This is a genomic window from Helicobacter sp. UBA3407, assembly GCF_949747025.1.
Classification (GTDB): Bacteria; Campylobacterota; Campylobacteria; order Campylobacterales; family Helicobacteraceae; genus Helicobacter_D; species Helicobacter_D ganmani.
Window position 1 is genome coordinate 1 of record NZ_CATKCB010000097.1, and the last position, 13,991, is coordinate 13,991.

The 13,991-nt window shown below is 35.0% G+C and carries 16 protein-coding genes; 3 read left to right on the forward strand and 13 right to left on the reverse strand.

What is annotated here, in order from left to right; all coding sequences use genetic code 11:
* On the forward strand, window positions 1-564 hold a 564-nt coding region (locus Q1553_RS02410), incomplete at its 5' end, for a DUF2130 domain-containing protein (protein ID WP_300842732.1).
* Here the strand turns inward: Q1553_RS02410 and ung are convergent.
* Genes ung through Q1553_RS02445 form a run of 7 tightly spaced genes read right to left on the reverse strand, consistent with a single transcriptional unit; the run spans window position 561 to window position 6,351 of the window.
* Window positions 561-1,253, reverse strand: coding sequence for a uracil-DNA glycosylase (gene ung, locus Q1553_RS02415; protein WP_115552102.1), 693 nt, complete (start codon window positions 1,251-1,253; stop codon window positions 561-563). The genes Q1553_RS02410 and ung overlap by 4 nt on opposite strands.
* Window positions 1,254-1,263: 10 nt before the next feature.
* Complete coding sequence (locus Q1553_RS02420; protein WP_297579449.1) at window positions 1,264-2,250, reverse strand: hypothetical protein; 987 nt, start codon at window positions 2,248-2,250, stop codon at window positions 1,264-1,266.
* Entirely contained in the window at window positions 2,250-3,413 is a 1,164-nt protein-coding gene (gene folP, locus Q1553_RS02425; protein WP_115552100.1) for a dihydropteroate synthase, read from the reverse strand. The genes Q1553_RS02420 and folP overlap by 1 nt, the downstream gene beginning before the upstream one ends.
* 18 nt (window positions 3,414-3,431) lie before the next feature.
* The gene (locus Q1553_RS02430) at window positions 3,432-4,106 is read right to left on the reverse strand and encodes a DNA polymerase III subunit delta' (protein WP_300669481.1); all 675 of its coding nucleotides are present in this window, start codon (window positions 4,104-4,106) and stop codon (window positions 3,432-3,434) included.
* Window positions 4,107-4,118: 12 nt separating this feature from the next.
* Entirely contained in the window at window positions 4,119-4,664 is a 546-nt protein-coding gene (locus tag Q1553_RS02435) for a HobA family DNA replication regulator (RefSeq protein WP_115552098.1), read from the reverse strand.
* Window positions 4,665-4,672: 8 nt separating this feature from the next.
* A complete protein-coding gene (locus Q1553_RS02440) occupies window positions 4,673-5,878 on the reverse strand; it encodes an aspartate kinase (protein ID WP_115552097.1) in 1,206 nt (401 codons plus the stop codon).
* Window positions 5,878-6,351: an RNA pyrophosphohydrolase gene (locus Q1553_RS02445; protein WP_115552096.1), complete on the reverse strand. Its 474-nt coding sequence runs from the start codon at window positions 6,349-6,351 to the stop codon at window positions 5,878-5,880. Before Q1553_RS02445 ends, Q1553_RS02440 begins: the two co-directional genes overlap by 1 nt.
* A gap of 161 nt (window positions 6,352-6,512) precedes the next feature.
* Between Q1553_RS02445 and Q1553_RS02450 the strand changes: the two genes are divergently transcribed.
* Window positions 6,513-7,226, forward strand: coding sequence for a TetR/AcrR family transcriptional regulator (locus Q1553_RS02450; protein WP_181881666.1), 714 nt, complete (start codon window positions 6,513-6,515; stop codon window positions 7,224-7,226).
* Window positions 7,223-7,513: an Asp-tRNA(Asn)/Glu-tRNA(Gln) amidotransferase subunit GatC gene (gatC, locus tag Q1553_RS02455; RefSeq protein ID WP_115552094.1), complete on the forward strand. Its 291-nt coding sequence runs from the start codon at window positions 7,223-7,225 to the stop codon at window positions 7,511-7,513. The genes Q1553_RS02450 and gatC overlap by 4 nt, the downstream gene beginning before the upstream one ends.
* Before the next feature lie 37 nt (window positions 7,514-7,550).
* Here gatC and Q1553_RS02460 read toward each other — a convergent pair whose 3' ends face one another.
* The 6 genes from Q1553_RS02460 to rplI are packed head-to-tail and all read right to left on the reverse strand — an operon-like array spanning window position 7,551 to window position 13,978.
* Window positions 7,551-9,683 (reverse strand): NERD domain-containing protein, encoded by a 2,133-nt coding sequence (locus tag Q1553_RS02460; protein ID WP_300842733.1) that lies wholly within the window; start codon window positions 9,681-9,683, stop codon window positions 7,551-7,553.
* Between the two features lie 6 nt (window positions 9,684-9,689).
* Window positions 9,690-10,664, reverse strand: coding sequence for a L,D-transpeptidase family protein (locus Q1553_RS02465; protein WP_115552092.1), 975 nt, complete (start codon window positions 10,662-10,664; stop codon window positions 9,690-9,692).
* Between the two features lie 20 nt (window positions 10,665-10,684).
* Complete coding sequence (gene era, locus Q1553_RS02470) at window positions 10,685-11,626, reverse strand: GTPase Era (RefSeq protein ID WP_115552091.1); 942 nt, start codon at window positions 11,624-11,626, stop codon at window positions 10,685-10,687.
* Between the two features lie 14 nt (window positions 11,627-11,640).
* Window positions 11,641-12,963, reverse strand: coding sequence for an HslU--HslV peptidase ATPase subunit (hslU, locus tag Q1553_RS02475; protein ID WP_115552115.1), 1,323 nt, complete (start codon window positions 12,961-12,963; stop codon window positions 11,641-11,643).
* Between the two features lie 35 nt (window positions 12,964-12,998).
* Window positions 12,999-13,532, reverse strand: coding sequence for an ATP-dependent protease subunit HslV (gene hslV, locus Q1553_RS02480; protein ID WP_297579759.1), 534 nt, complete (start codon window positions 13,530-13,532; stop codon window positions 12,999-13,001).
* Window positions 13,532-13,978, reverse strand: a complete 447-nt coding sequence (gene rplI, locus Q1553_RS02485; RefSeq protein WP_115552089.1) for a 50S ribosomal protein L9 — start codon at window positions 13,976-13,978, stop codon at window positions 13,532-13,534. Before rplI ends, hslV begins: the two co-directional genes overlap by 1 nt.
* Window positions 13,979-13,991: the final 13 nt, after the last annotated feature.

The following is a 13,991-nucleotide window of genomic DNA, read 5'->3' on the forward strand; positions in this document are numbered from 1 at the left end:
CATACAAGAGAGATTCCAAATTGTGGCAAGATTTATTACGAAAGCAAACGCACAAAGGAGTTTCAGCGCGCGTGGATTGAAAAGTTTAAAGCAGATATGCGCAAGGAAAATGCAGATGTGGGTGTGATTGTTAGTCAAACAATGCCAAAGGAGCTAGAACGAATGGGGTTGCTAGATGGTGTGTGGATTTGCACCTTTGAGGAGTTTAAGGCTCTTTGTGCTGTGTTAAGAGAAGGCGTGATAAGAGTGCAAATCGCACAAAAATCCCAAGAAAACAAGCAGGATAAAATGGGTTTGCTTTATCAATATCTCACGAGTTCTGAATTTAAAATGCAAATAGAAGCGATTGTAGAGGGATTTACACAAATGCAGAGTGATTTAGATTCCGAGAAACGCGCAATGCAGAGACTATGGAAGCAACGTGAAAAGCAGATTCAAAAGGTGCTTGAAAATACGATTGATATGTATGGTTCTATTAAAGGAATCGCAGGAAATGCGATTGGCAATGTGAAAGCCTTAGAGATTCCTTTTAACGAAAACTTGATAGAGGACTCTAATATTTAATCAAGCCTCCAATTAATCGGTGTTTTGCCAAGTTGTGTAAGAATCGCATTGGTTTTTGAAAAATGCTGACAACCCAAAAACCCGCTACGCGCTAAAGGAGAAGGGTGGGCAGCCTCAAGAATAAAATGTTTGTTGGGGTTAATCAAGGATTTTTTGGCTTTTGCATAATTTCCCCACAATAAAAAAATAATTCCCTCGCAGTGAAAGTTGATTTGCGAAATCACGGCATCAGTGAAATGTTGCCAACCAAAATGCTGATGAGAGGTGGGCTTGCCTGCTTCCACACTCAAAATGCTATTTAAGAGCAATACACCCTCGCGCGCCCAAGAGCTTAAATCTCCGCTTTGACAAGGAGGAATTCCTAAATCCATTTGTAATTCTTTATAAATATTCTGCAATGAGGGCGGAATCCTAACCCCACTAGGCACAGAGAAAGACAATCCCATTGCCTGATGAGGTTGGTGGTAGGGGTCTTGTCCTAAGAGTACAACTTTTAACTTGTCAAAGGGCGTGAGATTAAACGCATTAAAAATAAGTTTTGCAGGAGGATAAATCACCGCACCGCTTGTTTTAGCCTCCAAATAATGTGCCTTAATCTCTGCAAAATAGGGTGATAGAAACTCATCTTTTAAAATTTCTTTCCAGCCTTGCTCTATTTTGATATTTTCAAGTTTAATTTGTGATTCCATTGTTTTGCCTCTATTTGTTTGTGCGGCGGTTGTCGCGCATAATTGCATTAAAGCGTTGCAATAAAATAGGATTGCTTGAAATATCAAAATTGCCAATAATGCGTGTAACATCGCGTTCATCTAACACACTTAGTGCTTCTTTTAACATCATTGCAAAGGCGAGTTCATCTTCGCTTAGAATCACATCGCCAAGTTTTTTTGTATATTGTTTAATTAGTGCTTTTTCTTCTTTTTCTCTGTCGCGGTCTTCAATTAAAACGCGTTCAATATGCGAAAGCACTTGAAATTTTTTGGCTTTGAGCATAGGGCGAGTATAGGCTTTTGTAAGAGACATAATGCGTTCAATAATCTCGTTTTTTTCTTCTTCGTTTTCATAAAATTGTTCGTAGTTTTCATACATAGAATCTGGGTAATAATCACGGATAATGTCGTATTTGAGTAAAGCAATTTTGCTCAAACGCTCTTGATTGTTTTGCGCACTCATATTTGCGATACTTTCACGCAAAAAGTTTATGTCTTCTCGGCGGTCTCCATAAAATTTTAACTGCTCAAATCGTTCCTCTGCAGGATAAAATTCGCATAACTTTTCAATTCTATCTAACAGAATTTCTTGAAAAGAACGATAAGCAACTTCTGTAATTTGCGTCATTTGTTTGTATTGCTTATCACTAGATTGAGACAGCACAAGCTCAATGGCTTCGTTTAAATCGTATTTTTCTAGGATTTTTTCTATTGCATCATAAAGAATCGCAAAATTAATGTCTTCTACCGAAATTGCGTGATAGACAAGTTCCATTTCTCGTTCAATATTATTTGAATCCTCTCCGGGTATAATTTCTGTTTGTTTGTCTGCGCGCAAGGTATTCATATATTCTGTAATGCGTTCTTTGGAGGTTTGCTTAAAAAGTTTTGCAAGGTCCGACATCGGCATACTTTCAAGCTTTTCTTTTGTGTAACCATATTGGCTTAATTGCCAAATAATTTCGCGTCTGTTCATCAAATCACCTCTTGTGATGGAATGTCAAGTTTTGTCTCTTGCAAGGCAAGCCAAGTCTTGAGTGCTTGAATATGCTCTTTTGTATCGTGGCAACGAATAATGCTTGCGCCGTTTTTTAGGGATTCTAAATGAATCGCAAGAGTGCCGCTTAATCGTTCCTCCGCACTACAAGGCGTGATTTTATCAATCAGACTTTTGCGACTTGCGCCGACCAAAAGAGGATAACCAAAGTGCAAAAAATGCCCTAAATGCTTAATAAGTGCCAAATTATGTTCTAAGGTCTTGCCAAATCCTATGCCAATATCTAGGATAATTTTTGAGATTCCGGATTTTTCTAATGCTTTTATTTGTGTTTCAAAAAATTTATCTATCTCTACAAATAGATTTTGATAATGTGGATTGTTTTGCATTTCTTTTGGGTTTCCTTGCATATGCATTACAACACATTCACAATCATAGCCACGCACAGCCTCAATCATTTCTTTTTTGGTGAATCCTGTGATGTCATTTATAAGATGAAAGCCACAATCTAAACACATTCTTGCAACATTTGGGGTGTAGGTGTCAATGCTTAAGATGATTTTTTCGTTGATTTTTTCTTGCTTGATGAAATCTAAAATATTTTTTAAACGCGCTTTTTCTTCCTCTTCGCTTACCCAAGCACTGCCTGGTCGTGTGCTTGCCGCGCCAATGTCTATAATTTCTACCCCCTCTTGTATCATTTCTAGGATTCTTAGTTTTGCCTCTTGCGCACTTTTCCTAGAATCTTGATAAAAACTATCGGGAGTTGCATTGATAATCCCCATAATTTTAGGTTTAAAACGATGAAATTTAAGGTGGGATTCCAAATCTTGTGCTACTTGTTTTAATTCAAAAGGTTGTAGTTTAAGTTTTTTTAGTAGTGCTTTGCTCTGTGAGAGGTTGAGCATTAGGATTCCATTGTAAATTTCGCGTTTATAAAGAATCGCATCTCTTGGCAAGGCAAAATCTGCACCAACTGCTAAAGCTTCTTGTTTTAAAATATTTGCTGCAGGTGCTTTTAGGGATTGGATAGAGAAGCAAAAGGTTTTTGTTTTGTTGCGTAAGATTTGGTAACCTATATCTTCGCAATGGAGGTTTTTAAGTTCGTTTTCACAATTTTCTAAATACTGCACAAATGCCATTGTTGTCCTTTTAAACTATCAAAAGTTTTGACGAGCAAAATTTTGTTTTTTCTTGCGCAAGATTAATAATAGCAAAACCAAAAGTATATGGTGTGATTTTTCGTGTTGCTGCTCCCATATCAGTGCGCGTTCAAATATTTTTGTTTCCTTGACATTAAAATGTAAGCCAATTTTTAACGCGTCTAAATAAAGGCTTTGAATCTCTATTTTAAGGGTGTTACTATTCATTTCTTTTTGTTTTTCTTTCAAAAATAAATAAATTTTTTCTAAATTTATCGTGCGAATATCCAAAGCAAAAGGAGGTAATTTTTGTTTGTTTGTGTGATTGAGTATGGGCAGGCGCGAACGAATTGTCGGAAGAAGCAGAGATTTCATTCTAGCATAAAGAACAAAAATAACTCCATTTGGAGGTTCTTCTAAGATTTTTAAAAGAGCATTTTGAGCATAAATATTGAAAGAATTTGCGGCAATCAAAATGGTTTTTGTTTTTTCGCTTGCGATATAGCTTTCATCAATAATCGCACGGGAGATTTCAATCGTCAATTCCTCTGCACAAAAGAGACGATAATTTTGCTGATTTTGTTTTTCATAGTATTCGCCTGCTGCACTAATGGGGTGATTGACAAGTAAAATGCGTCCAAGATTGGAATTGCTTGAGGGATTTAGAGTAGGAATTGCGTTAGAATCTCGCATAAAAATCCTAGATTAATCTAAGCTTACACGCCCAAACATTGCGGCTTCCAAGGTTAGATTAAAGATTCTATACATTTGCATTAAGTGAATATCCACAAGAGAATCTGTGGATTGTAAAGTAAAGCTATTTTGCAAACGCGTATCAAATATCCACAGAAAACCATCTTCGTGGCTTAGTGCAAGCTTTGCTCGCGTTGTGTCATTATGTCCCACATACCAGAAAAAATATTTTTGGGAAAAGACATTATCCAAATAATCGTTAATTAAAGAAATTTCCGTTTCATCTTTGTGTGTTTTATCTAATTGAGGAAAAAGTGTTTGAATGCTGATGATTGGCACATAAGGGCGATTGTTTGTTTTATTGATGGAGCTAATCACATAATTCATAAACCATTCTCTATCTCTATCAGTTATCAAAATTATACTCTCGCCATTGAAAATTTTTTGTAAGGCGCGTTTGATTAACGGAATCCACTCAAATTTTCGCTCTTCAAGCCAAGTTGGGTGGCTTGCATCATAGCGCAAAGCTTGCAATGTCCAGCTAGATAAATCTTGCATAATTTGGATTATTTGTCTAGTTCATACACATTGTGTAGAGTGCGAATCGCTAATTCTGCGTATTTTAAACGAATCACCATAGAGATTTTAATCTCACTCGTGCTAATCATCATAATATTAATATTGTCTTCTGCAAGTGCTTGGAATGCCCTTGCTGCCACGCCACTATGAGATTTCATACCCACGCCTACAATAGAAACTTTGGCAATATCACTATCATAATCAATGCTTTCTACATTGCTTTCAAAAGCCTTTAATACACGCTTGGTATTCTCTAGTTCTACTTCAGGGATTGTGAAATCTATATCGGTTTTTCCGTCTCTCCCAATAGTTTGCACAATCATATCCACATTAATGTTTGCCTCACTCAATGCGCCAAAAATCTCTGCTGCGATTCCGGGTCTATCTTCTACATTGCAAATACTTACTCTTGCCTGATTTTTATCTAATGCGATTCCGCTTACAATTGGGTGTTCCATAATTTCCTCTTCCTTTGTGATTAATGTTCCTTCATTGTGGTTAAAACTATTTTTTGTAACAAGATTGACATTGAGTTTTTTCGCCATTTCTACGGAGCGATTCAAAAGCACCTTTGCGCCCATAGAGGCGAGCTCTAGCATTTCATCATAGCTGATTTTATCAATCTTTTTAGCTTTTGGCTCAATGCGCGGGTCAGTTGTATAAACACCATCTACATCAGTGTAAATTTCGCACAAATCCGCTTGCAATGCACCTGCAAGTGCTACTGCAGACAAATCACTTCCGCCTCGTCCAAGCGTTGTAACTTCTCCTTTGCGCGTAACGCCTTGGAATCCAGCAACAACGACAATATAGTCTTTGGCGAGCAAATCGTTTAGACGTGCAGTGTCAATGGATTCTATTCGTGCTTTGGTGTGCGAATCGTCTGTTATCATTCCAGCACCTCTCCCGCTCAAAGAGATGGCTTTGTAACCCAACTCTTCTAATGCAATCGCTAAAAGCGCACTTGTAACGCGTTCCCCAGCACTTAATACCATATCGGTTTCACGGACATTTGGCAAACGAGAAAAAAACTTCGTGTAACCCAATAGCTTATCCGTTTCTCCGCTCATTGCAGAAACAACAACCACTACGCCATTGCCTGCTTTTTTTGCTTCAATGACGCGTCTTGCGACATTTTGGATTCTTTCGCAATCCCCAACACTTGTTCCGCCATATTTCTGAACGATTAGCATTATAAATACCCCTTTCTTTTAAAGTATTCTAAAACCTGTTTATAAACAGGACGTTTAAAATAAGTAATATGATTAAATAAATCATTGACACCTACAAACTTATATGCGTCAAATTCGGGCTTTTCTGTGTCAATATCAATCTCTCTTTGTTCTTGTAATCGCACTAGAAAATATTTCTGAATTTGTCCGTCATAAGGATACATTTTTTTGACAACTTGTGGTGGAAAGTCATAACTAATCCATTCCGGATATTCCGCAATAATATCTACTTTATTTGTTCCAATCTCTTCTTTTAATTCCCGAAATAATGCTTCTTTTGGGGTTTCAGATTTATCAATTCCACCTTGTGGAAATTGCCAAGCATTTTTAATATCTGTCCGACTTGCGATGAATAATTCACAAGTTAAGGGGTATTTAGGAGAAAGGATAATAGCAGCGACATTAGGTCTGTAAGTTTTGGTTTCTTTTTTCACTCGCTACTCCTTAAAAATTTTTAGAAATAATAATTTAAAAGTTTTTAAATGCAGTTGATATTAACTCATTATTTTTGTAAAATTATCATAAATTTTAGCTTATAAGTTAAACAGATAATTTTGCATTGTTTAATTTATAAAAATTTTAGAAAGGTTTAATGTTGCAAATACAAAAAAAAACAAATAAAAAGACTATTAAGAAAGAATCGCAAGGGGTTTTAACAAAAGCAAATAAAATCCAAATGCAGATAATGCAACAAAAGCAAATAAAAATTCTAAAAGTCGCAACAGAGTTATTTTTGAAATATGGCTACAAAAAAACAAGCCTTCAGATGATTGTTGCGCAAACAGGAGGTTCTTTTGCGACAATTTATAATATTTTTGGCAATAAAGAAGATTTATTCTCAAAGGTTATGGAATTTAACGGGAGGGATTTGATTGAATCTTTGAATAAAATTTATGTCCAAAGTATGAATTTCAATCTAAAGGTAGAAAAGTATTTTTATGATATTGGTTTGCATTTGATTCGTGAAATACTTGATATTAAAAACATAAGCTTTATGCGATTAATGCTTTTGGAATGCTATGATAATCCAAAGTTTGCAACAATTTTCAACCAAACTTCTAATGTTTTAAATTTGTTTTTTGTCAAAGGCATTGAAGCTTATAAAGATGAAATGAATTTGGACATTGACCAAAAGGAAGTTGAAGAATGTGCAAGAATACTGATTCACCTTGTGATTGAACCTTATTGGATGTATTCTTTAATGGATTCCAATTATCAAACTCCAAAGGAGAGTGAAATAGAATATGCCTTAAAACGTGCAATTAAAATTTTTATGCTTTATCTTAAACATTATAAGGAAATTAAATGATAATTGATACAGATTTGTTAAACCGATTATCCAAGTTGGGCGGAATTACATTAGAAGAAGGAAAGTTAGAAGAGACAAAAAAGCATTTAAGTGAGATTGTAAATTTTGTTGAGAATATTAATAAGCTAGATTTGGACAAGATTCCGGCGTCTTTTAACCCTTTGGATTCTAAATTGCCTATGCGTCAAGATGAAGTAGAATCCAAGTTAGAAATCGCCAAAGAGATTCTTAAAAATGCTCCAAGTGCAGAGGAAAATTTCTTTATTGTGCCTAAGATTATTGAGTAAAATCTCATTGCAAGACTAATGGCAAAGCAAGCTTAATTTATTGCTTATTGACTTTATCAAACATTGGTTTTAAGATTTTATGATATTCTTCATTCCCGAAATTGATAATGACAAGATTTTCCCTTGCTCTTGTGAAGCCTGTGTAAAGCAACTCATCAAATTCGTTTTTTGTAGTTTTATCTTCTATAATAAGAAAGACCGCTTGACTTTCCCAACCTTTAAAGGAATGAATGGTTGAGATTTTGAGCATTCCACAATTCATCCAAAAGTGAATTTTCTTATTTCTACGTATAATTTCATAGTTTGCTTTATTTACTTTGCTTCTAAAACCTTGGATTTCTTTTGCATTTGTCTTTAAAAAGGATAGAAAAAAATCGAATCCTATTTTAAAATTTTCACATTTTTCACTAAAGCATTTTTCTATCTTCTCTGGATATTTTGCGTAAAGTTCTGCAATAGACAATAATTGGGCAATGAATTTTTTTATTTTTATATTTTGTTCGTCTGATAATTTTGTGTTGTTGGGGTAATTATTTCTTGCTAGTTCGTTTCTAAGTGCATCAAGCCATTTTTCATTATCTGAAAGCGCGCTTAAATACATTATTTCAGTGGTTTCAAACATTGTTTTGGTATTTTCTCTTGATAGAATCCTATAATAGCAGTCAAGCTCTCTTAATAAGGGTAAAGTGTATCCAAGGATAGTAATGTCATTAGGGGAAACATTATGTATTTTGTGCAATATATTTTCGCGTATAATATCGTAAATTGTTGGGATAATGGGCATATTTAAAAAATAGGTGTATTTAGTGTAACCTTCTTTCTCAAAGAGACCCTCACCTATTTTTTCATTCACCATATTATCTAGTTCATATTTCTTGCTAAAAAGTGTTTTTTGGAATTCTAATGTCAAATCTCTAATTTTTGAATCTGAGCGGTGGCAGATTTTTAATTCTGTTGGTCTCCCTAGTATATTTGTGATAATATCTTTATTTTTGATTGGATTACCATAAATATTTTGCTTTTCATCGCCAAAAATAATATATTCTCCCTCTGGAGCGAGAAATGAATCTTTGATAATATTCATCCAACTTCGTTTATAATCTTGTATTTCATCAATATAAATAGCATCATAAGGGATAATTTTGTCTTTATTTTTAGCAAATAATTGTTCATTGGAGTAGTATTTATCATAATATTCTTCAATCTCCATTCCTTTGTTTTTGTGGGGTATTTCCATTTCAATTTCCATATTATTTAATTCTGCTTTGATGAATTGATGGTAATTAATAATGGTAAAATCTGCTATTTCGAAATCCCTATGCACTTGAATTAATTTATCACGTATAAAATTTCTAAGCGTCAAATTGTAGGTTAAGATAAGAATCTTTGGGTGTAACTTATCCATTTTTAGTTTTTGATAAGTCTTTACTGCTCTTGCAACAAGAGTGGTTGTTTTACCTGAACCAAAGACGCCTTTTACCCTCATTTCTTTTATTGGCTTGGAGATGATTTCTTTTTGTTTTTTATTGTATTCTATGAAGTTTCCGTCATTTTGCATATGAAATGTCGGTGTCAGCACTCTTTTGAAGCTGTTGTATATCTCATCTGTAAAGTATTGCTTATTTTGAGCGGAATGGGTTTTGAAAAATATTTTATTAAAATTCTCTTTTGTTAAGGAATCATTGCTTAATAAATCAATATTGAAACGCAAGGATTTGTCATTTTTTAATGGTTGTATCAGTGTATTTATTTGTTCTTTTGTTGCTTTATGAAAATATATGGCACATTTTACAATATTGAAATACTTTATATTGTTAATTTTTAAATTCAGTAGATTGTCAATATGTAGTTCAAAAAGATTTTCTTTATATTTACACACTTGACTAATTGGGGATTTGACAAGTGTATTTTGGTGGAGTACGCGCCATTTTTTGTTCTCATCTATAAAATAGCTTTCAAGATTCCAATCTTTTACTTCAATAATCAATGCTCCCCATTCTTTCCTTAAAATGATTATATCTGGGCGGTCGCCATTCAAATAGGGATTAAAATAAACTTCGTAATGTTCATCTAAATTAACCTCAAGAAAACGAAGTAAAGCAAGCTCCCCCTCCGTAGGCTGAATCTTAAAAAGAAAAATATCAGAAATAAGAGGAAAAAATTGTGCCATCTCTCTTTATTGCTCTACTAAAATTTGCATTTTAGAATCTTTTAACTCCACATAAAGTTCTTTTTTGCCATGGAAATTGTAGCTTGGAGCTTTGTAATCTTCAAAAAATGAGATTCTAAATAAATTCCTATTTTCTTCATTAGGGTAGGGTGTAATATTGATTTTAGAAAATACAATTTGTTTGGATTCTTTTTTTGCAAAGATTCTTTGTTTGTTTTGTGTGAAATCATTGAATTTCATTCCGTCAAAACGCACAAAATTAGGGCTATAAAATCCTAAATATTTTTTCACATCATTCGTTTTCCAAGATTCCTTCCAAGCATATAAGTTAGCTAGCAATACACTCAAATCACTCTTACTCACTTCTTTTATATTGTTATTATAAGTGATAAGCAAAGAATCTCTGTAATTGATAATCTTGTCTGCCGAGCTTAAAATATCATTTTCAATCGCAATGCAACCGCGTGTATTTAGCTCCTCACGATTACCATTAAGAGGCATTCCGTGAATCCAAATGCCACCCCCTGTGCGTTTTTGAAGTCTATCAAAGAGGTTAGGATAACTTGTGCTAAAAGCAAGAGGTCCATAATATTGGTCTAAATTTGTTAAACGTGCATTAAGTGTATAAACACCAATAGGGGTGGCTAAATCTCCCTCTTTCTCCTTATGTCCGCCTTTAGAACCAACCAAACTATTGACATTAAGTCTTTCATTCCATTGCTTGTTTTCCAAAGAATAAAGCTTTAAAGTCGGTTTGTTTTTGGTTGCTATAAATAAATATTGCAAATCCTCATAATATCCAAACCGCGTATCTTGTGATTTTAAGGCATCTTCCCAATAGGCAGGACTTTGAATCACGGATTCTATCTTGCGCTCTAGTGCTTTAATGCCACCTTCATTGTAAATCTTTACCCATTCAAAGTCATTGGCTTGCGCCATTATGATTGTCAAAAATAACCCAAAGACTTTAAAAATTCTCATAAACACTCCATTTATTGTAATTAATCCTCAAAATTATACCCCATTTTTTTAAGACTTTCGCGTTCTTTGCACCAGCTTGGAATGACTTTTACAAAAATCTCCAAAAAAACCTTTTGTCTGACGAAAGATTCTATTTTTAAACGCGCTTCACGTCCAATGCGCTTAAGTGTCGCGCCACCTTTGCCAATCACCATACCTTTTTGACTTGTTTTATGCACGACAATCGTCGCTTTAATGTGGTGGATGTGTGGTTTTTCTTTGTATAATGTGATTTGTACATCACTTTCATAAGGTAATTCATCACTCAAATTATCAAAGAGTGCTTCCCGAATCATCTCTTTTGCAATGTCTTTAGTGGTATTTGGGCTAAGAATTTCAGGGTCATAATAATAAGGATTTGGTGGCATAAGCCTTGCCACAACTTCCACTACGCGTTTTAAGCTTCCTAAATCTTTGATAGAGACAGGAATCAAAGCTTGATAATTTTTTTGGTATTTTTCATAGATTTTAATAGTTTTTAAAAGCTCTTCTTTGGGAACAGAATCTGTTTTTGTCAGTAAGACAATATGTGGCTTTTTGGCATTATTTAAAAACTCTTCATAAAAGTGAATTTTGTCTGTAACAGGGGCTAAAAATAACAATAAGTCGCAATCACTCATTGCTTTGAGTGCTTCTTGGAGCATATATTGATTAAGCAGTTTTTCTTGTGTGTGGATTCCGGGAGTATCTACAAAAACAATCTGCGTTTTTCCTTCCATAAGAATCAGATTCATACGTTTGCGTGTGGCGTTTGCCTTGTGGGAGACAAGAGCAAGCTTTTCTCCCACAAGTGTATTTAAAAAGGTGCTTTTGCCTGCATTTGGACGCCCAAGAACAGCCGCAAATCCTGCTTTTGTGGAATCACAAACCCCTTGGGATTCTGTTTTTTCTATTAGAGTATTATGAGGATTTTCCAAATTCATTGATTCCAAGATTTTTATAGAATATAACGCGCTACATCGGAATCTGCCACAAGGGCTTCTAATTTCTCTGCTACAAGGGATTCAGTGATTTCTACTTCTTGTCCTTGATAGTTTTCTGCTTCAAAGCTAATTTCCTCTATCACTTGTTCTACCACCGTATGCAGTCGTCTAGCCCCAATATCTTCTGTTTTTTCATTTGCTATTTGAGAATAATGTGCCAACGCCCGAATGGCAGAATCATCAAACTTTAAAGTAACCCCTTCTACATTCAAAAGTGCTTCATATTGTCTTAAAATAGAATTTTTTGTCTGTGTTAGAATCTTATAAAGCACCTCTTCATCTAGATTATCTAGTTCTACACGCAAGGGAAAACGTCCTTGTAATTCAGCAATCAAATCGCTAGGCTTGCTCAAAGAAAATGCTCCTGCGGCAATAAACAAAATATGGTCTGTTTTAATGCTGCCATATTTGGTATTCACGACACTGCCTTCTACAATAGGTAGTAAATCGCGTTGCACGCCCTCTTTGCTTGGGTCTTGACGACTTTGTCCATTGCTACTGACGGCGACTTTATCAATCTCATCTATAAAAATGATTCCGCTGTTTTCTGCGCGCTTAAGCCCCTCGTGTTTAATTGCTTCCAAGTCAAGCAGTGCTTCGCTCGCTTCAATTTTAAGTAGCTCCTTTGCTTCTTTGATTGTTACTTCTTTTTTGGGATTCTCTCTAGGAGAGGCAATAAAGACTTTGGCAATCGTTTCTTGCACTTTTGCAAATTCAGCAGGCATATTACCATCTTCAATCTCAAAGGCTCTTTTGGGCACTTCAATCTCAATTTTTAAATGGTCCATTTCTCCATTTTGTACTTTGGTGCGCATTTTGCTGCTTGCATTTTCATATTCTTCAATCTTTTGCTCGCTCGCTCCTTTGGGTAGAGGAGGGATAAGTTTTTCTATTATTTTATCTAGGACATATTTTTCAATATCTTTTGTGATTTTGTGGCGATATTCTTCTTTGACTAAGTTAATAGACGCTACAACCAAATCACGCACCATAGATTCTACATCACGCCCGACAAATCCTACTTCTGTGTATTTACTAGCCTCTACTTTAACAAAAGGCAAACCCATCATTTTTGCCATTCTTCTTGCAATTTCTGTTTTTCCTACACCTGTTGAGCCAATCATTAAGATATTTTTAGGCATTACTTCTTCTTGAATCTCTTTGGGCAGTTGTAAGCGGCGGTAGCGATTCCTAAGCGCAATCGCAACGACTTTTTTGGCGTCTTTTTGTCCGATAATGTATTCATCTAAATATTCTACGATGGCTTTGGGTGTCATTGCTGTCATATTTTCCACGATTTTTCCTATTTTTCTTAAAGTTCTAAAATTTTGACATTTGTATTCGTATAAATGCAGAGTTCTCCAGCGATTTTGAGAGATTCTAATACAATTTCTTTGGGTTCTAATGTGCTATGGAATCTATCTAATGCGCGTGCAGCACTTAAAGCATAGTTACCCCCACTTCCAATAGCTGCGATTTTGCCATCTTCTGGCTCTACAACATCTCCTGTTCCGCTAAGGATAAAAATATGTTCTTTATCTAGCACAATCATCATCGCTTCTAATCTTCTTAAATACTTATCTTTGCGCCATTCTTTGGAAAATTCCATCACAGATTTTAGCAAATCGCCCTTTTTGTTTTCCAAGATTCGTTCAAACATATCAAAAAGAGTGAAAGCATCTGCTGTGCTTCCTGCAAATCCACTTAGAATCTTGCCATTATAGAGTGTGCGGATTTTGGTTGCATTTCCTTTTAAAACGCAATTCCCAAAGGTTACTTGCCCATCGCCGCCAATCACTGCCCCCTTATTGCTTTTGTAAGCTAGAATTGTTGTTGCTTCAAACATTATTGCGCCTCTACATCAACTTTTAAAGTTGCGTGGATTCCGTGTCCGAGCTTAATTTCTACTTCATAAATTCCTGTGGATTTAATGGGGGTTTTTAGCTCAATCGTTTTTTTGTCTATTTCTAAGCGGTGTTCTTTTGCAAGAGATTCTGCAATATCCTCTTTGGTAATTGCGCCATAAAGTGAGCCATTTGCTCCTACTTTTTGGACGATTTTTACTACAATTTCAGAGATTTTTTTCGCAGTCATTTCCATTAGAGATTTTTCTTCTGCCGCAAGTTCCGCCGCTCTTTTTTGCGCTGCTTTGTAGCGGTTAATCACTTCATTGGTGGCAAAATCTGCTAATCCTTTGCCTATTAAAAAATTTCTTCCATAACCATCTTTAACTTCACAAATATCGCCTTTTTTACCTAAACCTTTAACATCTTGCAATAATAAAACTTTCATTTCATTCCTTTGG

Bases quoted from the DNA above. Each gene is read 5' to 3' on its own strand.
- rplI (WP_115552089.1), bottom strand. From the start codon at position 13,978: ATGAAAGTTTTATTATTGCAAGATGTTAAAGGTTTAGGTAAAAAAGGC.
- ung (WP_115552102.1), bottom strand. From the start codon at position 1,253: ATGGAATCACAAATTAAACTTGAAAATATCAAAATAGAGCAAGGCTGG.
- Q1553_RS02465 (WP_115552092.1), bottom strand. From the start codon at position 10,664: ATGAGAATTTTTAAAGTCTTTGGGTTATTTTTGACAATCATAATGGCG.
- folP (WP_115552100.1), bottom strand. From the start codon at position 3,413: ATGGCATTTGTGCAGTATTTAGAAAATTGTGAAAACGAACTTAAAAAC.
- hslU (WP_115552115.1), bottom strand. From the start codon at position 12,963: ATGACACCCAAAGCCATCGTAGAATATTTAGATGAATACATTATCGGA.
- era (WP_115552091.1), bottom strand. From the start codon at position 11,626: ATGAATTTGGAAAATCCTCATAATACTCTAATAGAAAAAACAGAATCC.
- hslV (WP_297579759.1), bottom strand. From the start codon at position 13,532: ATGTTTGAAGCAACAACAATTCTAGCTTACAAAAGCAATAAGGGGGCA.
- Q1553_RS02460 (WP_300842733.1), bottom strand. From the start codon at position 9,683: ATGGCACAATTTTTTCCTCTTATTTCTGATATTTTTCTTTTTAAGATT.
- Q1553_RS02435 (WP_115552098.1), bottom strand. From the start codon at position 4,664: ATGCAAGATTTATCTAGCTGGACATTGCAAGCTTTGCGCTATGATGCA.
- Q1553_RS02440 (WP_115552097.1), bottom strand. From the start codon at position 5,878: ATGCTAATCGTTCAGAAATATGGCGGAACAAGTGTTGGGGATTGCGAA.
- gatC (WP_115552094.1), top strand. From the start codon at position 7,223: ATGATAATTGATACAGATTTGTTAAACCGATTATCCAAGTTGGGCGGA.
- Q1553_RS02420 (WP_297579449.1), bottom strand. From the start codon at position 2,250: ATGAACAGACGCGAAATTATTTGGCAATTAAGCCAATATGGTTACACA.
- Q1553_RS02430 (WP_300669481.1), bottom strand. From the start codon at position 4,106: ATGCGAGATTCTAACGCAATTCCTACTCTAAATCCCTCAAGCAATTCC.